The following is a 23,067-nucleotide window of genomic DNA, read 5'->3' on the forward strand; positions in this document are numbered from 1 at the left end:
ACATACCACGATGCCCGGCGGGTTTCGCGGCCTTCTGCCATAATGTTTTGGGGAATGTTGAGGGGGGTGAGTGAAAGGAAAAACGCTGCTGACCGTATTTATCATTTTGGCCATCGCAACGGTGGGTTACCGCTGGTTGCCGCCTTACTACAACCCTTTCATGCCGCTGACGCTTGACGACCCGCCGGGCCGAATCACCCAGTATAAGCTTCGGCGCTTAACCCCCGAGGCGTGCGCGAGCCTGCTTTCGCAGGCTAACCAAAGAGATCTCATCCGCACCCAGCCGGTGGCTGACAGCGGCGGCGCGTGTCCGCTTAATAACGTTGTACGCGTGCGTGACTTCGGTCCGGTCGGCCTGAACAGCAGTTTTCTCGCCAGCTGTCCGCTGGCGCTCAGCTCAGCCCTCTTTATCAGCCAGCAGGCCCGGCCGCTGACAAAACGCTATACGGGCAGCGACCTGGCGCGTATCGATCATCTCGGCAGCTTTGCCTGCCGCAATATTTACCACCGCCCTGACGCGCGACGCAGTGAACATGCTACGGCTGAGGCGCTGGATATTGCCGCTTTTCGTCTGGCGAACGGTGAACGCGTCACGGTGATGAACGGCTGGAAGGCGGCAACAACGCAGCCCTGGCTGAAAGCCATGCTGGCGGCAAGCTGCGGCTACTACGGAAACGGCCTGGGGCCGGAGTATAACGCGGCGCATGCTAACCATTTTCATCTGGGCATGCGCGGTTTCGGACTCTGTCGGTGAAGCATAATATTCCGCCAGGAAATGGATGAATTGTGACTTATTTCACAAATATGATGACTGGGAAGATAAAACACCAAAGTCAGTCAGGCCGCATCTCTGGTGCGACGTCAAAACGCGTAACTTGCTAATCTGACGGCGAATTCGCCTAAAAATGAAGACTATTTCTTTATGGAATCCTGGAAAGTTAATCTCATCTCGGTCTGGTTCGGCTGCTTCTTCACCGGGTTGGCCATCAGCCAGATCCTGCCGTTCCTGCCGCTGTACGTCTCGCAACTGGGGGTGACTTCGCATGAAGCGCTCTCCATGTGGTCCGGTCTGACGTTCAGCGTCACGTTTCTGGTCTCCGCCATTGTGTCTCCGATGTGGGGCAGCCTGGCGGATCGGAAAGGCCGAAAACTGATGCTGCTGCGCGCTTCGCTCGGGATGGCGATTGCCATTCTGCTGCAGGCCTTCGCCACCAACGTCTGGCAGCTGTTTTTCCTGCGCGCGGTGATGGGGCTGACATCCGGGTACATTCCGAATGCCATGGCGCTGGTCGCCTCTCAGGTGCCGCGCGAGCGTAGCGGCTGGGCGCTGAGTACGCTTTCCACGGCACAGATCAGCGGCGTCATCGGCGGTCCGCTGCTGGGGGGCTTTCTGGCGGACCACGTCGGGCTACGCGCGGTATTTATCATCACTGCGGTTCTGCTGGTGGTCAGTTTTCTGGTGACGCTCTTTCTGATTAAAGAGGGGGGCCGTCCGGTTATCAGTAAATCTGAACGTCTCAGCGGCAAGGCTGTCTTCGCCTCGTTGCCTTACCCGGGGCTGATGATCAGTCTGTTTGTGACCACCATGGTGATCCAGCTCTGTAACGGTTCGGTCGGTCCGATTCTGGCGCTGTTTATCAAGTCGATGGAGCCGGATAGCACCAATATCGCTTTTCTGAGCGGCATGATTGCCGCCGTGCCGGGCGTATCCGCCCTGATTTCCGCGCCGCGTCTGGGAAAACTGGGTGACAGGATCGGCACGGCGCGCATCCTGATGGCGACGCTGATCTTTGCGGTGGTACTCTTCTTCGCGATGTCGTTTGTCACCTCTCCGCTTCAGCTTGGCGTATTGCGATTTCTGCTCGGGTTTGCTGATGGCGCCATGTTGCCTGCGGTGCAGACCCTGCTGGTTAAATATTCCAGCGACCAGGTGACGGGGCGTATTTTTGGATATAACCAGTCATTTATGTATCTGGGGAATGTTGCCGGTCCGCTTATTGGCGCATCCGTTTCCGCGATGGCCGGTTTTCGCTGGGTATTTGCGGCGACAGCGATTGTTGTTTTAATCAATATTATCCAGCTGGCTATTGCGCTGCGACGCCGCAGACAAATGGCGGAGGCCAAATCGGCGAGATAACACTTTCGCAGATGTATTATATATTCTTATGGTCGCCGCATTTTTATATAACAAAATGCGGCGTCTTTTTATAGAAAAACGTTTCGATCACGGCGCTACCTCTTTATTTCTGTTCCTGTGTCACTTTTGCATACCATAATTAATTTCTTCTCTTTGCAATAGGGATTCAGAGTGATAACGTCAGACAAAACTGAAAAAGGAACTGGCACGATGAAAAACCTCATTGCTGAATTGCTGGTTAAGCTGGCACAAAAGGAAGAAGAGTCAAAAGAGCTGGTGGCTCAGGTCGAAGCGCTTGAAATTGTGGTCACCGCGCTGCTGCGACAAATGGCAAAAACCGATCAACAGGCGTTGATAGAGAGCGTGGAAGGTGCGCTGGACAGCGTCAGGCCTGAATCGCAGGTTCCGGTTGAGGATGCCGAGATGCTCCACCAGTACGTAAAGAAGCTGTTAAGGCATCCTCGCAGCTAAACCGTCACAGGACGTAACGACGTGTCATAGAATTGTCATGCAGGATGCCTATAGTCGCTCTGTTTTTATTTTTATGTATTTGTACATGGAGAAAATAAATTGAAACAGAGCGCACTTTTCATTGCATTACTTCCCCTGTTAATTACCCCTGCCATTTATGCTGATACGACGCAAACCAGCGTGCTGGATAATCGTGCGGCAAAAGGGGATATCACCCAGCCTGGCGGCGCGCGCCGTTTATCAGAAGATCAAACTGCCGCTATTCGCGCTTCGCTGAATGATAAGCCGGCGAAAAATATTATTCTGCTGATTGGCGATGGAATGGGCGATTCCGAAATCACGGCGGCGCGAAATTATGCCGAGGGAGCGGGCGGCTTTTTTAAAGGTATCGATGCCTTACCGCTGACCGGACAATATACCCATTACGCGCTGGATAAAAAAACCGGTAAACCGGATTACGTAACGGACTCCGCGGCCTCTGCCACGGCGTGGTCCACCGGCGTGAAAACCTATAATGGCGCGCTGGGTGTGGATATTCACGAAAAAGATCATCAAACCCTTCTGGAGATGGCAAAAGCGGCGGGCCTGGCGACCGGCAACGTCTCCACTGCTGAACTCCAGGATGCAACGCCCGCGGCGCTGGTGGCGCACGTTACATCGCGTAAATGCTACGGCCCGTCAGCGACCAGCGAAAAATGCCCAACGAATGCGCTGGAAAAAGGCGGCAAAGGCTCGATTACGGAACAACTGCTGAACGCGCGTCCTGACGTGACCCTGGGCGGCGGCGCGAAAACCTTCGCGGAAACCGCGACGGCGGGCGAGTGGCAAGGCAAAACGCTGCGCGAGCAGGCGCAGGCTCGCGGCTATCAGCTGGTGAGTGACGCAAATGCTCTGTCGGCGATAAGCGAGGCGAACCAGGACAAGCCGCTGCTGGGGCTGTTCTCTGACGGCAACATGCCCGTGCGCTGGGAAGGACCAAAAGCCTCTTATCACGGCAACATCGATCAGCCTGCCGTGACCTGTACGCCGAACCCGAAACGTACGGACAGCATACCGACGCTGGCGGCGATGACCGATAAAGCGATCTCTCTTTTGAGCAAGAGCGAAAAAGGGTTCTTCCTGCAGGTTGAGGGCGCGTCGATCGATAAACAGGATCATGCCGCGAATCCGTGCGGTCAGATTGGCGAAACCGTCGATCTGGACGAAGCGGTGCAGAAGGCGCTCGCGTTCGCGAAAAAAGACGGTAACACCCTGGTGATCGTCACCGCGGACCATGCGCACGCCAGCCAGATCATTCCGCCAGATACCAAAGCCCCTGGCCTGACGCAGGCGCTGAACACCAAAGATGGCTCCGTCATGGTGATGAGCTACGGCAACTCTGAAGAAGAGTCCATGGAGCACACGGGCACCCAGCTGCGCATTGCCGCCTACGGTCCGCATGCGGCCAACGTGGTAGGCCTGACCGATCAAACGGATCTGTTCTACACCATGAAGGCGGCGCTGGGTCTGAAATGATAAAAGCCCGGCGGAAATCACATCTGTCGGCTGGTTTTTTTCCTGTCACGAACCAGACTTACAGGGAATGTTCACAAAAGGATGGTGCAATGAAAACAACATTACTGGTTACTCTGCTCTCCGGCCTGTTCCTGGTCGCATCGGCGAACGCGGAAGAGAAAACGTTAACGCCGCAGCAGCAGCGTATGACCACCTGTAATCAACAGGCGACGTCTCAGAGTCTGAAGGGCGATGCTCGCAAGACCTACATGAGCGACTGCCTCAAAAACGGCGCCGCGAAGCCGGCTGAAAAAAGCCTGACCCCGCAGCAGCAAAAAATGCGCGAGTGTAATGCGAAGGCAACCGAACAGTCCCTGAAAGGGGACGACCGCAGCAAGTTCATGAGTGCCTGCCTGAAGAAAAAAGTGTAGTTCTAACGGGTGAGCGGCTCCGGCGGCTCACCCGAAATTTCATACTTTCCCCGCAGACCCCCTCTCTATAATTTGGGAAAATGTTTCAGAATATTCCCAAAAATGATGAATGATGAAACGTATTACAACAAAAAGCGCATTCGGGAAGAGTGGAATTTAACCCTTTCTCAGGATGACCCTCACCGCGCCGGCATTCAGTTTGCCCGGCGAGTTAGGCTGGCGCGCGCCGTGGGGCTGGCGGCGATGTTTTTCCCGGTTGCGGGAATGCTGGTCACCCATTTTTTACCCGGAGGCTGGTGGCTTTTACTGGTGGGGTGGTCGTTCGTCTGGCCCCATTTCGCCTGGCAGCTATCCTGCCGGGCCACGTCACCTCATCAGCAGGAAACTTTCAATCTTAAAGTAGATGCCACTATTGCCGGGCTCTGGATCGGCGTGATGGGGATGAATGCGTTACCCACGGCAGCGCTGGTGATGATGGTGGGGATGAATATGATGGGCTCCGGGGGCTGTCGTCTGTTCATCCCGGGGATCGCGTTGACGCTGCTCTCCGCGCTGGTGACCCTGCCACTCGTCGGGAAGGTGGCCGTCTTCAACCCCGACCCCGTGGAGTGGGGCTTAACACTGCCTGTTCTCGTATTTTATCCTATGCTGTTTGCCTGGCTCAGCCACCGCACTGCCGTCAGGCTTGCGGAGCACAAGCAGCGGCTGGAAATGATGAGCACCCGCGACGGCATGACCGGGGTCTTTAACCGCCGACACTGGGAAATGCTGTTGCGAAATGAATTTGAGCATTGTCGGCGCGACCACAGCACCGCCACGATACTGCTGATTGATATCGACCACTTTAAAAACATCAACGACACCTGGGGGCACGACGTGGGCGATGAGGCGATCATTGCTATTACGCGCCAGCTCCAGCGGTCAGTACGGTCAGGCGATGCTATCGGCCGGTTTGGTGGGGATGAGTTTGCGGTGATCATGTCCCAGACAGCAGCTGAAAGCGCCATCGCCGTGATGTCGCGGTTGCATGAGCGGCTGGAAAACCTGACGTTACCGTGCGCGCCAAAAGAAGCGCTGCGCATCAGCGTAGGCGTTGCCCCCTGGGGACCGCAGTTTGGACATTATCGGGAATGGCTGAAGGCGGCTGACGTGGCGCTGTACAGGGCGAAAAATGCCGGGCGCGGCCGCACCGAAGTGGCGGCCTGACGCCCGACGGAGAGTATCAGGATTTACTCAGCTTCTCTGATTTTTCCATGCATTTTGCCATCGCTTCAATGACCGCCGAGCGGAACCCGCGCTCTTCCAGCACCCGCACCGCTTCGATGGTGGTACCGCCCGGGGAGCAGACCATATCTTTCAGTTCACCCGGGTGTTTGCCGGTTTCCAGCACCATTTTGGCGGAGCCCATGACGGCCTGCGCGGCGAACTTATACGCCTGCGCGCGCGGCATTCCGCCAAGCACGGCGGCGTCGGCCATCGCTTCTAAAAACATGAAAACATAGGCAGGGGCTGAGCCACTCACGCCGACCACCGGATGGATCATCGATTCGGCAATCACTTCAGCTTCACCAAAGCAGCGGAAAATGTTCAGCACATCGGCCACTTCTTCCGTGGTCACCAGCGCGTTAGGCGTGACGGAGGTCATGCCGGCGTTGACCAGCGAAGGGGTGTTGGGCATCGCGCGGACGATTTTACGATCGTGACCCAGCGCGCGCGCCAGCTGATCGAGCGTGACGCCCGCGGCAATCGACACGACCAGCGTTTCTTTGTTCAGGCTGGAGGTGATATCGCTCAGCACTTTGATCATGATGTTCGGCTTGACGGCGCCAAAGACGATATCGGCGACCTGGGCCACTTCCTGCGCGCTTTCGGCAGCGTTGATCCCGTATTGATCGCGCAATGCGGCGACCTTGTCCGGTGACGGGGTATAGACCCAAATCTGACCCGGCAGCACCTGCCCGCTGGCGATCAGACCGCCCAGGATGGCTTTGCCCATGTTACCGCAGCCGATAAACCCGATTTTCTTGTCCATCACGATTCTCCGTCATTATGCGTTGTTTTCTCTGATTGATAGCTTAACAACGAAATGCAGGCGACAATAGTCGACAGAGTCATTATGGGGAGACAATATGGCGATTTGGGTTGATGCGGACGCGTGTCCGAATGTGATTAAAGAGATTTTATTTCGCGCCGCCGAGCGCGTTCAGATGCCGCTGACGCTGGTGGCAAACCAGAACATTCGCGTGCCGCCTTCGCGGTTCATCCGCTCTTTGCGCGTGCCGGCCGGGTTCGACGTGGCGGATAACGAAATTGTTCGCCTGTGCAGCGCGGAGGATCTGGTGATCACTGCGGATATTCCGCTGGCCGCTGAAGTGCTCGAGAAAGGGGCGGCGGCGCTCAATCCGCGCGGGGAGCGTTACTCGCCTTCGACCATTCGGGAAAAGCTCACCATGCGCGATTTTATGGATACGATGCGGGCCAGCGGCGTGCAGACCGGTGGACCGGACAGCTTGTCCCAGCGCGATCGCCAGCAGTTCGCTGCCGAACTGGATAAATGGCTGCTGGAAGTGAAGCGCCGCACAGCGTAATGATAATTATTGTCAATTTGTGGTACAGTGTGGCCTCCACAGGGTTGTCATCCCGTACCGCTTTGCAGTAAAGTAATCGAAACATCTTCTGCAATTATTTCTTTACACTCTTCAGCCATTCGGCATCAAGGGGAACACCTGGCATGACCCAACCCATCTTTTTAGTTGGCCCCCGCGGCTGTGGGAAAACCACCGTTGGCCTGGAGCTGGCACGCGTGTGTCATCGCCAGTTTGTTGATACCGACCACTGGCTGCAAACCGAGGCCGGAAAAACCATCGCTGAGATCGTTGAGCAAGAGGGATGGGAGAGCTTTCGCGCACGCGAAACCGACGCACTGAAAGCGGTCACTACCCCGTCTGCCGTGATCGCGACCGGGGGTGGCATTGTTCTGGCGGAGTGTAATCGTCACTTTATGCGCGAAAAGGGGATCGTGATTTATCTCAGTGCGCCGGTGTCGGCTCTGGTCGGGCGTCTGGAAGCTTTTCCGGAAGAGGGGCAACGCCCTGCGCTGACCTCCAGGCCACTCAACGAAGAGGTGAGTGAAGTGCTGGCCGAACGCGATGCGTTATACCGCGAAGCGGCTCACCACGTGGTGGATGCGTCAGCCACTCCCGAAGACGTTGTGATTCAGATTATTACCGCCCTGCGTTTGGCGTGTGCCAGCTAAGCGGCGTCTATACTTATAGCTCAGACATAAAAAAAGGATGAGCTATGCCAACCAGACCTCCCTATCCGCGTGAAGCGCGCATTGTTACCGTTGAAAAAGGCCATACGGGTCATACCGTGACCTGGTATCAACTGCGTGCGGATCACCCAAAACCGGACTCGCTGATCAGTGAACACGAGACTGAGCAGGAAGCGCTGGATGCGAAACGGCGCTATGAAGATCCCGACATAACCTGAATGTTTTCCTAAACGCTCCAGGATCGTGCCTGAATCACACTTTTTACCCATCGGGAAAGTTAAGCAGGAGTTAATATTTAGTTATTACAAGTAACTCCGGTATCGGCAGGCGATCTTTACATTTCGATGTCGGGATCACCTGCTACGCTTGGTGCTGTTTTGTTGAAAAAATGAACTGTGCAGCGTAGTGAGCCTGTACCTGTGTACACGATGTTGGAGTAATGGAAGGCGATAAAAATGAAGGCAACGTTGGCGATCCTCACCATTGGTGTGGTCCCTGTAAGCGAAGTGTTACCGCTCTTAACCGAGCACGTATCTGAACAACAGATAACGCATCTCAGCCTGCTGGGGAAGATGAGTCGGGAAGAGGTCATGGAAGACTACGCTGTCGAGGCGGGGGAGGATCCCCTGGCGACGTTATTAAGTGACGGTAAACTGGCGCACGTTTCACGCCAGAAAATCGAGCGCTCGCTGCAGGGCGTGATAGAAGTGCTCGATAATCAAGGTTATGACGTTATTTTGCTGATGAGTACTGCCCCCATTAAAGGTCTCACGGCGCGTAATGCGATTTTGCTGGAACCGATGCGCATCATTCCGCCGCTGGTGGCCTCTATCGTTGATGGTCATCAGGTGGGGGTGATTGTTCCCATTGAGGAGCTCATGGATAACCAGGAGGCAAAATGGCACGTGCTGGAAAAAGTGCCCTTGTATGCGCTGGCAAATCCGTTCTGGGACAGTGACGCTAAACTCATTGCTGCCGGGAAGGAGCTGCTGGAGAGAGGGGCAGATGTCTTGATCCTGGACTGCCTGGGGTTCCACCAGCATCATCGTGATTTGCTGCAAAAAGCGCTGGATGTGCCGGTGCTGTTATCCAACGTTCTGATGGCTCGCCTGGCCTCGGAACTCCTCATGTAATGATTTTGCGTGACAGGTGATGAGCATGGCCCCTATAGTGAATTTTTATCTAAAAATATAAGGGCCAGTTCATGCTTCAGAGTAACGAATACTTTTCCGGTAAAGTGAAATCCATTGGTTTTACCAGCAGCAGCACTGGCCGCGCCAGTGTCGGCGTAATGGCGGAAGGGGAATACACCTTTGGCACCGCGGAAGCGGAAGAAATGACGGTGGTCAGCGGCGCGCTGAACGTCCTGCTGCCGGGTGAAACGGAATGGAAAGTTTACGCTGCCGGACAAGTTTTCAACGTCCCTGGCCACAGCGAATTTCATTTGCAGGTGGCTGAGCCTACCTCTTATCTGTGCCGCTACCTGAAATAAAAAATTAGCCGGGTGGCGCTAACGCTTACCCGGCCTACGTTTTGCCCGTTATCTCTGCGCTTCGCCGCCGAGACCTTCCACCAGATTCTGAATCAACGCGGCCAGCTCGCCGGTCATCAGGATGAAGTCCGCGTCAAAACGCTGGGCGTAATCTTCCCTGTCGATATCTTCGTTCTGATCGCGCAGCTCATCGCAGAACTTCAGACGCTTCACGGAGCCGTCGTCGCACATCACGAACTGAATACGCTGCTGCCAGTCGAGCGCCAGTTTGGTGACCACTTTACCCGCTTCGATGTGTACGGCGATCTCGTCGCTCACCAGATCCTGCTTCTTCGCGCGGATCACGCCACCGTCTTCCAGCAGGGCTTTCAGCTCGGCTTCATCAAGGATCTGGAAACCCTGTGCCGCAGCACCGCTGCGTACCCATTCGGTCAGCGTTAACTCAATTGGCGTTTCCAGCGCCAGCGGCACGACCGGTAACGAGCCGATGCTTTTGCGCAGCAGGGCCAGCGTATCTTCTGCTTTCTTGGCGCTGGCGCAGTCCACCATGATCAGCCCGTTAACGGTATCGATCCACATCATGGTCTGGCTGAAGCGGCTGAAGGCGCGCGGCAGCAGGGAGTGCAGCACTTCGTCTTTCAGCGAATCTTTTTCGGTCTTTTTCAGCTTGCGGCCCTGTTCGGCTTCCAGCTTGAAAATTTTCGCTTCGAGCGCCTGCTTAACCACCGGCGTCGGCAGGATTTTCTCTTCTTTACGGGCGCAGACGATGATTTGACCCGTGCTGCTGGCGTGGGTCAGTGCATCGCTTTGTGAACCCATTGGCGGAACCCAACCGGTTTTCGCCATATCCTGGCTACCGCAAGGGGAAAAGGTATAAGCGGCTAACTGTTTTTCCATCTCTTCTGCACGCAGCGAAACGTCGCGGCTGAGACGGTAAACCATCAAATTTTTGAACCACAGCATGATAATTTCCACGGCCTTGTCGTTAAATCAGCGGGCATGATAACGAATTGTCGCATCGCTTGCATTGCTAATCGGGAAGCGTGCTTCTACTCTGTTGATAATCAAAATAATGAGGAGAGTCTTGTGCGTATTGGGATCGATTTGGGCGGCACCAAAACAGAAGTTATCGCACTGAGCGAGCAGGGGGAGCAGCTGTTTCGCCACCGTCTGCCGACGCCGCGCGATGATTATCACCAGACTATCGAGACGATTGCCAGGCTGGTTGAGATGGCAGAGCAGGCGACTGGGCAAACCGGCAGCGTCGGGATGGGGATCCCGGGGTCGATCTCGCCGTATACCGGCGTGGTTAAAAATGCTAACTCCACCTGGCTCAACGGCCAGCCGTTTGATAAAGATTTAAGCGCGCGTCTGAACCGGGACGTGCGTCTGGCCAACGACGCCAACTGCCTGGCGGTCTCTGAGGCCATCGACGGCGCGGCAGCGGGTGCCCAGACCGTGTTTGCCGTTATTATCGGCACTGGCTGCGGCGCGGGGGTGGCGTTCGGGGGGCGCGCCCATATCGGCGGCAACGGCACGGCGGGCGAGTGGGGACACAACCCGCTGCCGTGGATGGATGAAGACGAGCTTAAATACCGCGCTGAAGTCCCATGCTACTGCGGAAAACAGGGCTGTATCGAGACGTTTATCTCCGGCACCGGGTTTGCGACCGACTACCACCGTCTGAGCGGCCAGCCGCTCAAGGGCAACGAAATCATGCGTCTGGTCGAAGAACAGGATCCTGTCGCCGAACTGGCGCTTAGCCGCTACGAAATGCGGCTGGCGAAATCGCTGGCTCACGTGGTGAATATTCTCGATCCTGACGTGATAGTGCTGGGTGGCGGCATGAGCAACGTCGATCGGCTTTACGCCACGGTGCCGAACCTGGTGAAACAGTGGGTCTTCGGCGGTGAATGCGAAACCCCGATCCGCAAAGCGCTGCACGGGGACTCCAGCGGCGTGCGCGGCGCGGCGTGGTTATGGCCAGAATAAACGTTTATTCCCTCTCCCTGTGGGAGAGGGTTAGGGTGAGGGCATCAGACCGCACGATCACCCCATTCATTCCACCGCAAACACCTTATCCAGCCTGCTATACCCCAGGCCGTTGATCTTCTTCACCTTAATCTGCACCGGAATGCGCTCTTTCATCGCCTCAACGTGGCTGATCACGCCGATGGTTTTCCCGGTGGCGTTCAGCGCGTCGAGCGCATCCAGCGCGGTATCCAGCGTTTCACTGTCGAGCGTGCCGAACCCTTCATCCAGGAACAGGGAATCGATCCGCGTCTTATGACTCACCAGATCGGAAAGGGCCAGCGCCAGCGCCAGGCTGACCAGGAAGCTTTCGCCGCCCGAGAGCGTACGGGTATCGCGAACCGCATCCGCCTGCCAGGTATCGACCACTTCCAGCTCCAGCGCGTCGCTGGCCTTACGCTGCAGCAGATAACGCCCGTGCAGACGGTTAAGCTGCTGGTTTGCGAGCCAGACAAGATTGTCCAGCGTCAGCCCCTGGGCGAACTTACGGAACTTGTCGCCGGTGCTGGAGCCGATCAGCGCGTTCAGGTACCCCCAGTCGTCCGCCTGGCGCGCGGCCTCTTCAATTTGCTGCATCAACGCCAGCTGGTGCTGACGGTTATCGCTGTCCTGCTTAAGCTGCTGGCGGATCTCGCCCTGATGCGTGGTGTTCTCGCGCAGCCGCTGCGCCAGCTGCTGCAGCTGGCTTTGCAGCGCAGGTGCATCGGCGTCGAGCCCTTCCGGCCGCAGCGCCAGATGAGCCTGCAGCTGCTGGTTAGCCTGGCCGGAAAGGGCCGCGGCCTGCTGTATCTGGCTTTCCAGCGACTGTTTCAGCTGTTCGAGGTGGCGAATAGCGTCGTCATCCAACAGCGCGGCAAGGAACGCGTCCCGATCGGCAAAGCAGCTTGCCGAGAGCGCCGCGGTGAACTGCGTCTGCGACTGCTGCAGACGCTCTTGCTCCAGCGTCTCCTGCTGCTGTTGCGCGGTCAGCTGGCTCTGTAGCGACACGCACTCGTCGTGGATGTCGCGCCAGTTATCAGGAATAACCGGTTCGGCGTCTGCGCTTTTCGTTGCCGGAAGCGCGTCGAGCAGCGGCTTCAGGGCGTTTATGCGTTCCTGAAGCACGCCGTGCTGCGTTTGCTTCTCCTGCCACTGCGAGAATTCCGCTTCGCGGGCGTGCAGCCAGGCGGCTTCATTACCGTCTTCAGGTACGTTGAGTGATAGCGAGAGCAGGGTGTGTTCCAGCGCCTGGCGCGCGGCCGTCAGCTGCTGCTGATACTGTCGCTCCTGCGCTTCCTGCTCGTTCAACTGGTTTTGCAGGGTCAGACGCTGGCTGAGCAGATAAAGCTGGCGCTCGTACTGTTCCTGTTCGTTCAGCCATGGCGCGATATCGTCCTGAATATTCAACGCTATATTCAGGGAAGCACAGGCCTCTATCCACTCTTTAGTGAGTGCTTGCTCTTCCTGAGAGAGCGTCTGAACTTCGTCTGTCTCGCGCTGGATCTGCTGAGCCAGGGCATTAATCTGTCCCAGCACCAGCAGGCCTTCCTCTTTAAGGGCGGCGACCTCTTTTTCCAGGGCATCACGGCGGCGCTGGTTATCCGTCAGCTCAAGAGACTGGTATTGCTCAACGGCGGGGTGCTCGCTGGAACCGCACAGCGGACAGGGTTTACCCGCCTCAAGCTGGGCACGATAGCTTTCCAGGTCTTTAATCGTCGCTTCGCGTTCGCACAGGGCCTTCAGGTCCAGATAGTGCTGGTGTTTCTCTTTGTACTGCTGGCGGCGCAGCATCAGCGTTTCATTGAGTTTATTTTGTTCGGCCTGGGCCTTCTGCACGCTTTCACCGCTCTGGCGCAGGCGCTTTTGCAGCGGCTGATAGCGGGCATGCAGCGACGTTAGCCGCTGGCGCAGCGTGCGTGACCGGGACTGCTGCTCCATGGCCGCGCTAACCTCATCCGCCGTCAGGGTCAGCGCATTTTCCGGCATCTCAGCCAGCCTGTTGCGTAATTCACTCATCCGCGCAGCAAGCGAGGCTAACTGCGTTTTATCGCGGTTAAGCTGCGAGAACTGGGCGCGCCAGCCGGCAATCTCCTGGCCCAGCAGCCGATAGCGCTCGTGCTCCGCCAGCCACTGCGCCAGCGCCGTCAGTTCGGTCTGAAGCTGCTCGTGGTTACGCAGGGCGGTATTGCGGATACGTGAGCGCAGCGCGGTTCTGGCTTGTAAGCGGGTATTTACTTCGATAATTCGCTGCTGTGTCTGTGCCAGACGCGCGGTTTGCTCCTGCTGATGTTCCCAGAGCGGTCGAAGCTGGGTGGCGGGCAGAGCAAGCTGGAGCTTTGCCAGCTCTGGCGCAGCGTTCGTCAGCGCCTGTTGCGCCTGCTGCTGCATCGCGGCGGCGCGCTGTTGCTCGCGCACGAGCTCATCATGACGCGTAAGCCACTGAAAATCTTTCTGCTGGCTTTGCTGCTGAACCAGCAGGGTTTTCTCTTCGTCAGTAAGTGCCTGCAAACTTTGCTGTAACTGCTGCTGCTGTTCTTCGCTCAACAGCACGACGCCCGCCGCCTGCGCCTCGCACTTTTCAAGCACGCTGCGGGCGGCTTTATGTTTTTCAAACACCATGGCGGAAATCTGGCCGTAGATCTCGGTGCCGGTCAGCTCTTCCAGCAGCTCGGCACGATCGCTCGGTTTGGCATTAAGGAAGGCGGCAAACTGCCCCTGTGAGAGCAGCATCGAGCGGGTAAAGCGCCCGTAGTCCAGCCCGGTAAGCGCGGCGGTTTGCTCCAGCTTATCCGACACTTTGTCGGCCAGGATTTTGCCATCTTCACAGCGCGCCAGCTCCACGCGCGGTGCCTGCAGGTTCCCGTCCGGCTGGTTGCGCGCCCGGTTCTGGCTCCAGAAGGCGCGATAGGCGGTGCCTTTTACCTCGAACTCCACTTCTGCCAGGCATTCGGCGGTGTCGCGGGTCATCAGATCGTTTTGCGCCTGAGAGACCTTCTGCAGTCGCGGCGTTTCGTGATAAAGCGCCAGACAGATGGCGTCGAGCAGGGTAGTTTTTCCTGCCCCGGTCGCACCGGTGATGGCAAACAGCCCGTTGCTGGCAAACGGCTCCTCGGTAAAGTCAATTTTCCACTCGCCCTTGAGTGAGTTGAGATTTTTCAGGCGCAGGCTCAAAATTTTCATGCGTTTTCTTCCTCATCATTGAGCGCATGCAGGGTACGGCTGAACAGTTCGCTGAGTCTTGCGCGCTTCGCGTCGTCAATCTCTTCCTGCGAGAGCCTGCGTTCAAACACCTCTTCAACCCGCAGTTCACTGAGCGTTTCACGTTGAGCGCTTAACAGAATTTTCTCGCGCTGCTCGCGGCTGCGGCGGACCAGTAAGACTTCGACGGGCAAATCCTCAGTCAGCGCCTGAATTTTGCGCTGCATATCGTGCAGGTAGTCATCGGTGGTGATTTCGATATCCAGCCAGACGGGGGGATCTTGTTCGACACCGCGCCACTGTTCCAGCTGGGCGGTGATGGCATCGAGATCGCCTTTCAGCACCGCCAGCGGCTGGGTGACCGGTACTTCCAGCGTCTCGACGGCGCGGAGTTTTCCCTCGCTGAAGCTCACCAGATGCACGGATTTGGCTTTCCCTGTTTCGTCAAAGCTGAGCGAAATAGGGGAGCCGCAGTAGCGGATGTGCTCGCTGCCGCCAATAACCTGCGCGCGGTGAATGTGTCCGAGCGCAATGTAGTCGGCTGGCGGGAAGTTCTGCGCCGGAAAGGCATCCAGCGTACCGATATAGATGTCACGCACGGCGTCACTTTTACTGGCCCCGACGGTGGTGAGATGCCCGGTCGCAATCACCGGAATAGGCTGGTCACCCCGCAGGGCACAGGCTTCGGCGTGCTGCTGGTGGTAATAGTCGGTGATGGCCTGTAAGAGATGTTGCTGCTTTTCTGCACCCGACAGCCCCGCCTGGCTTTGCACGATGTCCCGCGGACGTAAAAACGGTATCGGACACAGCACAGCGCCCGGCGAGCCGTCGCGTTTTTTCAGGATCTGCGGGGCGTGCCCGGCGCTGGCGACCACGGTGGTATTGAGAAATGCCAGGATATCGCGGGATTCATTGAGCGTGGCGACGGAATCATGGTTGCCGGCGACAATCACCAGGTGACAGCCGGTTTGCTGCAGATTCACCACGAAGCGGTTATACAGTTCACGCGCATAGCTGGGGGGCGAGCCGGTATCAAAGATGTCACCCGCCACAATAATCGCGTCCACCTCGTGCGTCCGGGCCGTTTCCAGCAGCCAGTTCAGGAACGCTTCATGTTCAGCCGCACGGCTTTTGCTGTAAAAATTTTGACCCAGATGCCAGTCCGAGGTGTGAAGTATGCGCATAGCTGATCCGTGGCAAAAAAGAGAAAGCAGGATTATAAACGTTCAGAGAAGGGAAAATAACCGCTGTAATAAAACAACGGTTTGCCCGTTATCGTGGTACTGTTTTTCATAAATCTGTCATAAATCTGACGCATAATGGCGCCGAATTACAAACTTGTAACTTAAATAAGATAAGACAGGGCAAAGTATGGCGAGACGTATTCTGGTCGTAGAAGATGAAGCTCCAATTCGTGAAATGGTGTGCTTCGTGCTCGAGCAAAACGGTTTCCAGCCGGTTGAAGCGGAAGATTATGACAGCGCAGTGAACCAGCTGAATGAACCCTGGCCCGATCTGATTCTGCTGGACTGGATGTTGCCTGGCGGCTCCGGACTGCAGTTTATCAAACACCTGAAGCGTGAAGCGCTGACCCGCGACATCCCGGTTGTGATGCTTACGGCGCGCGGAGAAGAAGAGGATCGCGTGCGCGGTCTTGAGACCGGCGCGGACGATTACATTACCAAACCGTTCTCCCCCAAAGAGCTGGTCGCCCGCATTAAAGCCGTGATGCGCCGTATTTCGCCGATGGCGGTGGAAGAGGTGATTGAGATGCAGGGGCTGAGCCTTGATCCCACCTCACACCGCGTGATGACCGGTGAAAATCCCCTCGACATGGGGCCTACCGAATTTAAACTCCTGCACTTCTTTATGACTCACCCGGAACGCGTGTACAGCCGCGAGCAGTTGCTGAATAACGTCTGGGGAACTAACGTGTATGTCGAAGACCGGACGGTTGACGTACATATTCGCCGCCTGCGAAAAGCACTGGAACTGAGCGGCCACGATCGCATGGTGCAGACGGTCCGCGGCACGGGTTATCGTTTTTCTACCCGTTTCTGAACAATGACAGGAGTGTGACGCGTGCTGGAACGTCTGTCATGGAAAAGGCTCGTCTTTGAACTGATCTTATGCTGTATTCCGGCCTTCCTTCTGGGGGCCTTTCTTGGACACCTGCCGTGGTTTCTGCTGGCGTCGGTCACCGGGCTGCTGATCTGGCATTTCTGGAACCTGCTGCGCCTCTCCTGGTGGCTGTGGGTTGACCGAAGTATGACGCCGCCGCCGGGAAGCGGCAGCTGGGAGCCGCTGCTGTACGGTCTGCATCAGATGCAGATGCGTAATAAAAAGCGTCGCCGCGAGCTGGGAAGCCTGATTAAGCGTTTCCGCAGCGGTGCAGAGTCGCTGCCGGATGCCGTGATTCTGACGACCGAAGAAGGGACGATCTTCTGGTGTAACGGCCTGGCGCAGCAGCTGCTGGGCCTGCGCTGGCCGGATGACAATGGTCAAAATATCCTCAACCTTCTGCGCTATCCCGAGTTTACGCTGTACCTGAAAAAGCGTGATTTTACCCGTCCGCACAATCTGAAGCTCAATAATGGTCGCCATCTGGAGATCCGCGTGATGCCCTACAGCGATAAGCAGTGGCTGATGGTGGCGCGCGATGTTACCCAAATGCACCAGCTGGAAGGGGCGCGTCGCAACTTCTTCGCCAACGTCAGTCACGAACTGCGAACCCCGTTGACCGTGCTACAGGGCTACCTGGAGATGATGCAGGAGCAAACGCTGGAAGGCGCGCCGCGTGAAAAAGCGCTGCACACCATGCGCGAGCAAACGCACCGGATGGAAGGGCTGGTGAAGCAGCTGCTGACGCTCTCGAAGATTGAAGCGGCGCCAACGCTGGCACTAAATGACACCATTGATGTCCCGATGATGCTGCGGGTCGTGGAGCGTGAAGCGCAGACGTTAAGCCACAAAAAGCATCACCTGACCTTTGAGGTCGACAATACGCTGAAGGTGCTGGGCAGCGAAGATGAACTGCGTAGCGCCATTTCCAACCTGGTGTATAACGCGGTGAATCATACGCCTGAGGGGACAAATATCGTGGTGCGCTGGCACCATGCCCCAACGGGGGCGGAGTTTAGCGTGGAAGACAATGGGCCGGGGATCGCGCCGGAGCATATTCCGCGTCTGACCGAGCGCTTTTACCGTGTGGATAAAGCGCGATCCCGGCAGACGGGCGGAAGCGGCCTGGGGCTGGCAATTGTGAAACACGCGGTGAATCACCATGAAAGCCGTCTCGATATTCAAAGTACGCTGGGTAAAGGAACCCGTTTCAGTTTCGTTATTCCGGAACGATTAATTGCCAAAAAGATCGCCTGACGGCAGGCGTGTCATTTTACCTTTCCACGGGTCAGCCATCGCTGGCCCGTTTGCTTTGCAGTCAAGCGAAACGCGGATGAATTTTATACGGCTGTCTGTTTTTTGTTCGCATGATTAGCCATGGGTTTTTCTTATAAACAGCGTATTATTCTAACGTGTATTTTCATGCTGGCATATTGTTCTGGTTTTGCGATCCCACCTTGCCTTTAAACGTTATAAGCGTTTAAATTGCGCCCCAGATACTGTCAGACCGACTGTATTTGCGTGGTAAATCGAAAAACTATTCTTCTCCACGCCAGGACGGGAGCATTTCCCGCTGAAATTGAGCAAATTTTCGGCTGTATCATCCCGTCAGGGATATCGAAAATCTCAATGTTTTCAACACCACATCCACAGGCAGTAAGGTTTTATGACCCATCACTTAAAATCGCGTGACATCATCGCGCTGGGCTTTATGACATTTGCGCTGTTCGTTGGCGCAGGCAACATCATTTTCCCTCCAATGGTTGGCCTACAGGCGGGTGAACACGTCTGGACCGCCGCGTTTGGTTTCCTGATTACTGCCGTGGGTCTGCCGGTTCTCACCGTCGTCGCGCTGGCGAAAGTCGGTGGCGGTGTGGATAGCCTTAGCACCCCGATTGGTAAAGTGGCGGGCGTTCTGCTGGCAACCGTCTGCTATCTGGCCGTGGGCCCGCTGTTTGCGACCCCGCGTACGGCGACCGTTTCCTTTGAAGTGGGGATTGCTCCTCTGACCGGTGACGGCGCGATGCCGCTGTTTATCTACAGCCTGATCTATTTCGCGATCGTGATTCTGGTTTCCCTCTATCCGGGCAAACTGCTGGATACCGTGGGTAACTTCCTGGCTCCGCTCAAAATTGTGGCGCTGATTGTTCTGGCGGTAGCGGCCATCGTCTGGCCAGCGGGCCCGATTAGCGATGCGATGGATGCCTATAAAAACGCCGCGTTCTCTAACGGCTTTGTGAACGGCTACCTGACGATGGATACGCTGGGCGCCATGGTGTTTGGTATCGTTATCGTTAACGCCGCGCGTTCCCGCGGTGTGACCGAAGCGCGTCTGCTGACCCGCTATACCATCTGGGCTGGCCTGATGGCCGGTGTGGGTCTGACGCTGCTGTATCTGGCGCTGTTCCGTCTGGGCTCCGACAGCGCCATGCTGGTCGATCAGAACGCCAACGGTGCGGCTATCCTGCACGCCTACGTTCAGCACACCTTCGGCGGTGCGGGCAGTATGCTGCTGGCGGCACTCATCTTCCTGGCCTGTCTGGTCACCGCGGTTGGCCTGACCTGCGCCTGCGCAGAGTTCTTTGCACAGTATCTGCCGCTCTCTTACCGCACCCTGGTGTTTATCCTCGGCATCTTCTCTATGGCGGTGTCAAACCTCGGTCTGAGCCACCTGATTCAGGTCTCTATTCCGGTGCTGACGGCGATTTATCCGCCGTGCATCGTACTGGTGGTGTTGAGCTTTACTCGCCCGTGGTGGAACAACTCTTCACGAATTATTGCGCCAGCCATGTTTATCAGCCTGATTTTTGGTATCCTTGACGGGATTAAAGCATCAGCTTTCGCGCACATACTGCCGGCATGGACACAGCGTCTGCCGCTGTCCGAGCAGGGTCTGGCCTGGTTGATGCCTACCGTTGTTGCACTGGTTCTGGCCATTATCTGGGACCGTGCTGCAGGGCGTCAGGTCGCATCGAACGCCCATTAATCAACGGCAACAAACTGTTTAACCACGGGGCTTAAGGCCCCGTGGTTTTTTGTTTTTTTCGTGTTGAATGGCAAGATTTAAATGGAAAGCACTAACAAACTTAAACGTGGATTGAGCACGCGCCACATCCGCTTTATGGCGCTGGGCTCTGCTATCGGCACCGGTCTTTTTTATGGCTCGGCAGATGCCATCAAAATGGCCGGTCCCAGCGTGCTGCTGGCGTACATCATCGGCGGCGTGGCGGCGTATATCATCATGCGCGCCCTCGGCGAAATGTCGGTTCACAACCCGTCTGCCAGCTCATTCTCCCGCTACGCGCAGGAAAACCTCGGCCCGCTGGCCGGGTTTATCACCGGCTGGACCTACTGCTTTGAAATCCTGATCGTGGCGATTGCCGACGTGACGGCGTTTGGCATCTATATGGGCGTCTGGTTCCCGGCGGTGCCGCACTGGATATGGGTGCTGAGCGTGGTGCTGATCATTTGCGCCGTCAACCTGATGAGCGTGAAGGTGTTCGGCGAGCTGGAGTTCTGGTTCTCCTTCTTCAAGGTCGCCACCATCATCATCATGATTGTGGCCGGTTTTGGCATCATCATCTGGGGAATCGGCAACGGCGGGCAGCCGACCGGCATCCATAACCTTTGGAGCAACGGCGGCTTCTTCAGCAACGGCTGGCTCGGCATGGTCATGTCGCTCCAGATGGTCATGTTCGCCTACGGCGGTATCGAGATTATCGGTATTACCGCCGGGGAAGCGAAAGACCCGGAGAAGTCTATTCCGCGCGCCATCAACTCGGTGCCGATGCGTATTCTGGTGTTCTATGTAGGTACGCTGTTCGTGATCATGTCCATCTACCCGTGGAACCAGGTGGGCACCAATGGTAGCCCGTTTGTTCTGACCTTCCAGCACATGGGGATTGCGTTTGCCGCCAGCATTCTGAACTTTGTGGTGCTGACCGCGTCGCTCTCCGCGATCAACAGTGACGTCTTTGGCGTGGGCCGTATGCTGCACGGCATGGCGGAGCAGGGCAGTGCGCCGAAGGTGTTCGCCAAAACCTCACGCCGCGGCACGCCGTGGGTGACCGTTGTGGTGATGACCGTGGCGCTGCTGTTCTCGGTTTACCTGAACTACATCATGCCGGAGAACGTCTTCCTGGTGATTGCATCGCTGGCGACCTTCGCGACGGTGTGGGTGTGGATCATGATCCTGCTGTCGCAGATTGCCTTCCGCCGTCGCCTGTCGCCGGATGAGGCGAAAGCGCTGAAGTTCAAAGTACCGGGCGGCGTTGCGACGACCGTCGTCGGGCTGATCTTCCTGGTGTTTATCATTGGCCTGATTGGCTACCATCCGGATACCCGCATTTCCCTGTACGTGGGCTGCGCGTGGATCGTCCTGCTGCTGGTGGGCTGGGTGTTTAAATGCCGCCGCGACCGTCTGCTGGCAGAAGCGCAGTAATCTTTTTTCTCCCTCTCCCTGTGGGAGAGGGTTGGGGGGAGGGCATCAGGCCGCACTGATGCCTCCTCCTCCTTTCTCCTCCCCCAATAATCCCGATCGTGATGAGCTATCCTTAACCACCCTGTGGCAAGGTGACGTCAATTTCATCAAAGGGGATTCGTGATGTTAAACGCCTGGCACCTTCCGGTTGCCCCATTTGTTAAGCAAAACAAAGACAACCTTGTGATTACGCTCTGGCTGGCGGGTGAAAATCAGCCTGAACGCGTGACGCTCCGCGCCGAAATCGATAACGAAGAGACCGGGCTGAAAATGCACAAGCTGCGCAGCCAGCCGCAGCCGGGGATCACCGCCTGGCGGGCGAATATCGACCTGCGTAGCGGACAGCCGCGCCGCCGCTACAGCTTTAAGCTTTTGTGGAACAACCGTCAGCTGTGGTTTACCCCGCAGGGGTTTAGCCGTTTCCCGCCCGCACGGCTGGAGCAGTTTGCAGTCGATTACCCGGATAACGGCCCGCAGTGGGTTAACGATCAGGTCTTTTACCAGATTTTCCCGGACCGCTTTGCGCGCAGCGAAAAACGCACTGCCGACCAGGATAAGGTCTACTACCACCATGCGGCGGGTCATGACATTATCCTGAAAGCGTGGGATGAGCCGCTGACCGCGCAGGCGGGCGGATCGACCTTCTACGGGGGCGATCTCGACGGTATCAGCGAAAAGCTGCCGTACCTGAAAAAACTGGGCGTGACGGCGCTGTATCTCAACCCGGTGTTTAAGGCCCCGAGCGTACACAAATACGATACCGAAGATTATCGCCACGTTGACGCGCAGTTTGGCGGTGACGAGGCGCTGCTGCGCCTGCGTAAGAACACCCAAAACGAAGGCATGCGCCTCATTCTTGACGGCGTGTTCAACCACAGCGGAGATTCACACGCCTGGTTTGACCGTCATAATCAGTCGATGGGCGGGGCATGTCATAACCCGGATTCGCCGCAGCGCGACTGGTACAGCTTTAACGAGGAGGGCCGTGCGCTGGACTGGCTGGGCTACCCGAGCCTCCCGAAGCTGGATTTCCAGTCGCCAACGCTTGTGAACGAGATTTACGGCGGGGAAGACAGCATCGTGCGTCACTGGCTGAAGGCGCCGTGGAATATGGACGGCTGGCGCCTGGACGTGGTGCATATGCTCGGCGAAGCGGGCGGGGCGCGGAATAACCTTCAGCACGTCGCCGGGATTACGCGCTCGGCAAAAGTAGCCCAGCCGGAGGCGTTCGTCTTTGGCGAGCACTTTGGCGACGCGCGCCAGTGGCTGCAGAACGATGCGGAAGATGCGGCGATGAACTATCGCGGCTTTACCTTCCCGCTGTGGGGATTCCTCGCTAACACCGATATCTCCTACGATCCGAATCATATCGACGCTGAAACCTGCATGGCGTGGATGGAGAACTACCGCGCCGGCCTGTCGCATCAGCAGCAGCTGCGGATGTTTAACCAGCTCGATAGCCACGATACCGCGCGCTTTAAATCCCTGCTGGGCAAGGATGTCGCGCGTCTGCCGCTGGCGGTGACCTGGCTCTTCACCTGGCCGGGCGTACCGTGCATCTACTACGGAGACGAGGTGGGGCTGGACGGCAACAACGATCCGTTCTGCCGCAAAACTTTCCCGTGGGAGCCAGCGAAACAGGACAAGGTGCTGTTCAGCCTGTATCAGCGGCTGGCAAAGCTGCGTAAGCAGAGTCTCGCCCTGCGCTACGGCGGCTGTCAGGTGGTGTACGCCCACGATAACGTGGTGGTATTTGCTCGCGTCTATAACCAGCAGCGCGTGCTGGTGGCGATTAACCGGGGAGAGGCCTGCGAAGTGGTGCTGGATGATTCACCGCTGCTGAAGGTAGCGACGTGGAAGAATAAAGAGGGCAAGGCAACAATACAGGACGGCGTGCTGGCACTGCCTGCGGTATCCGCGACGATCTGGTTCGGCAGCTAAGACCTGCTAATGTTTCCA

General features: G+C 56.9%; 21 protein-coding genes. 17 read left to right on the forward strand and 4 right to left on the reverse strand.

Annotation, left to right across the window (positions count from 1 at the left end; genetic code table 11):
• The first annotated feature begins 70 nt into the window (after nt 1-70).
• From ACMGG5_RS10460 to adrA, 6 genes are all read left to right on the forward strand, one after another.
• Nucleotides 71-754, forward strand: coding sequence for an extensin family protein (locus tag ACMGG5_RS10460; RefSeq protein WP_148768967.1), 684 nt, complete (start codon nt 71-73; stop codon nt 752-754).
• Nucleotides 755-922: 168 nt separating this feature from the next.
• A complete protein-coding gene (locus ACMGG5_RS10465) occupies nt 923-2,137 on the forward strand; it encodes a multidrug efflux MFS transporter (protein WP_024906785.1) in 1,215 nt (404 codons plus the stop codon).
• A gap of 210 nt (nt 2,138-2,347) precedes the next feature.
• A complete protein-coding gene (gene iraP / locus ACMGG5_RS10470; RefSeq protein ID WP_024906786.1) occupies nt 2,348-2,608 on the forward strand; it encodes an anti-adapter protein IraP in 261 nt (86 codons plus the stop codon).
• Nucleotides 2,609-2,707: 99 nt separating this feature from the next.
• On the forward strand, nt 2,708-4,123 hold the full coding sequence (phoA, locus tag ACMGG5_RS10475) for an alkaline phosphatase (RefSeq protein ID WP_420277822.1): 1,416 nt from the start codon (nt 2,708-2,710) through the stop codon (nt 4,121-4,123).
• 89 nt (nt 4,124-4,212) lie between these two features.
• Nucleotides 4,213-4,533 (forward strand): phosphate starvation-inducible protein PsiF, encoded by a 321-nt coding sequence (gene psiF / locus ACMGG5_RS10480; protein WP_023334671.1) that lies wholly within the window; start codon nt 4,213-4,215, stop codon nt 4,531-4,533.
• 102 nt (nt 4,534-4,635) lie between these two features.
• The gene (adrA, locus tag ACMGG5_RS10485) at nt 4,636-5,739 is read left to right on the forward strand and encodes a diguanylate cyclase AdrA (protein WP_420277823.1); all 1,104 of its coding nucleotides are present in this window, start codon (nt 4,636-4,638) and stop codon (nt 5,737-5,739) included.
• 16 nt (nt 5,740-5,755) lie between these two features.
• Here the strand turns inward: adrA and proC are convergent, their stop codons facing one another.
• Complete coding sequence (gene proC, locus ACMGG5_RS10490; RefSeq protein WP_024906789.1) at nt 5,756-6,565, reverse strand: pyrroline-5-carboxylate reductase; 810 nt, start codon at nt 6,563-6,565, stop codon at nt 5,756-5,758.
• A gap of 97 nt (nt 6,566-6,662) precedes the next feature.
• On the opposite strand from proC, the gene ACMGG5_RS10495 reads away from it, so the two are divergent.
• From ACMGG5_RS10495 to ppnP, 5 genes are all read left to right on the forward strand, one after another.
• On the forward strand, nt 6,663-7,121 hold the full coding sequence (locus tag ACMGG5_RS10495) for a YaiI/YqxD family protein (RefSeq protein ID WP_010428006.1): 459 nt from the start codon (nt 6,663-6,665) through the stop codon (nt 7,119-7,121).
• A 143-nt stretch (nt 7,122-7,264) separates the two neighbouring features.
• The gene (gene aroL / locus ACMGG5_RS10500) at nt 7,265-7,789 is read left to right on the forward strand and encodes a shikimate kinase AroL (protein ID WP_061715888.1); all 525 of its coding nucleotides are present in this window, start codon (nt 7,265-7,267) and stop codon (nt 7,787-7,789) included.
• Nucleotides 7,790-7,833: 44 nt separating this feature from the next.
• Nucleotides 7,834-8,025 (forward strand): protein YaiA, encoded by a 192-nt coding sequence (gene yaiA, locus ACMGG5_RS10505; RefSeq protein ID WP_023334675.1) that lies wholly within the window; start codon nt 7,834-7,836, stop codon nt 8,023-8,025.
• Between the two features lie 237 nt (nt 8,026-8,262).
• Entirely contained in the window at nt 8,263-8,940 is a 678-nt protein-coding gene (locus tag ACMGG5_RS10510) for an AroM family protein (protein WP_024906791.1), read from the forward strand.
• A gap of 71 nt (nt 8,941-9,011) precedes the next feature.
• Entirely contained in the window at nt 9,012-9,299 is a 288-nt protein-coding gene (gene ppnP / locus ACMGG5_RS10515) for a pyrimidine/purine nucleoside phosphorylase (RefSeq protein WP_008503270.1), read from the forward strand.
• 48 nt (nt 9,300-9,347) lie between these two features.
• Here the strand turns inward: ppnP and rdgC are convergent, their stop codons facing one another.
• Entirely contained in the window at nt 9,348-10,262 is a 915-nt protein-coding gene (gene rdgC, locus ACMGG5_RS10520; protein WP_023310540.1) for a recombination-associated protein RdgC, read from the reverse strand.
• A 123-nt stretch (nt 10,263-10,385) separates the two neighbouring features.
• Here rdgC and mak point away from each other — a divergent pair, with 123 nt between their 5' ends.
• Nucleotides 10,386-11,291 (forward strand): fructokinase, encoded by a 906-nt coding sequence (mak, locus tag ACMGG5_RS10525; RefSeq protein WP_061715887.1) that lies wholly within the window; start codon nt 10,386-10,388, stop codon nt 11,289-11,291.
• 66 nt (nt 11,292-11,357) lie between these two features.
• Here the strand turns inward: mak and sbcC are convergent, their stop codons facing one another.
• Both sbcC and sbcD read right to left on the reverse strand, forming a co-directional pair.
• Nucleotides 11,358-14,489, reverse strand: coding sequence for an exonuclease subunit SbcC (sbcC, locus tag ACMGG5_RS10530; RefSeq protein WP_420277824.1), 3,132 nt, complete (start codon nt 14,487-14,489; stop codon nt 11,358-11,360).
• Nucleotides 14,486-15,691 (reverse strand): exonuclease subunit SbcD, encoded by a 1,206-nt coding sequence (sbcD, locus tag ACMGG5_RS10535; protein ID WP_420277825.1) that lies wholly within the window; start codon nt 15,689-15,691, stop codon nt 14,486-14,488. The genes sbcC and sbcD overlap by 4 nt, the downstream gene beginning before the upstream one ends.
• A gap of 187 nt (nt 15,692-15,878) precedes the next feature.
• On the opposite strand from sbcD, the gene phoB reads away from it, so the two are divergent.
• The 5 genes from phoB (at nt 15,879) to malZ (ending at nt 23,049) form a co-directional block, all read left to right on the forward strand.
• Nucleotides 15,879-16,568 carry a phosphate response regulator transcription factor PhoB gene (gene phoB / locus ACMGG5_RS10540; RefSeq protein WP_008503265.1) on the forward strand — a complete coding sequence of 230 codons (690 nt, stop codon included), beginning with the start codon at nt 15,879-15,881 and terminating at the stop codon, nt 16,566-16,568.
• 21 nt (nt 16,569-16,589) lie between these two features.
• A complete protein-coding gene (gene phoR / locus ACMGG5_RS10545) occupies nt 16,590-17,885 on the forward strand; it encodes a phosphate regulon sensor histidine kinase PhoR (RefSeq protein WP_023310544.1) in 1,296 nt (431 codons plus the stop codon).
• 409 nt (nt 17,886-18,294) lie between these two features.
• The gene (gene brnQ / locus ACMGG5_RS10550) at nt 18,295-19,614 is read left to right on the forward strand and encodes a branched-chain amino acid transporter carrier protein BrnQ (RefSeq protein WP_024906795.1); all 1,320 of its coding nucleotides are present in this window, start codon (nt 18,295-18,297) and stop codon (nt 19,612-19,614) included.
• 81 nt (nt 19,615-19,695) lie between these two features.
• Nucleotides 19,696-21,069 (forward strand): proline-specific permease ProY, encoded by a 1,374-nt coding sequence (gene proY, locus ACMGG5_RS10555; protein WP_048225862.1) that lies wholly within the window; start codon nt 19,696-19,698, stop codon nt 21,067-21,069.
• A gap of 162 nt (nt 21,070-21,231) precedes the next feature.
• Nucleotides 21,232-23,049, forward strand: a complete 1,818-nt coding sequence (gene malZ, locus ACMGG5_RS10560) for a maltodextrin glucosidase (RefSeq protein ID WP_420277826.1) — start codon at nt 21,232-21,234, stop codon at nt 23,047-23,049.
• Nucleotides 23,050-23,067: the final 18 nt, after the last annotated feature.

Source organism: Enterobacter sp. BNK-34 (assembly GCF_048684445.1).
Classification (GTDB): domain Bacteria; phylum Pseudomonadota; class Gammaproteobacteria; order Enterobacterales; family Enterobacteriaceae; genus Enterobacter; species Enterobacter pseudoroggenkampii.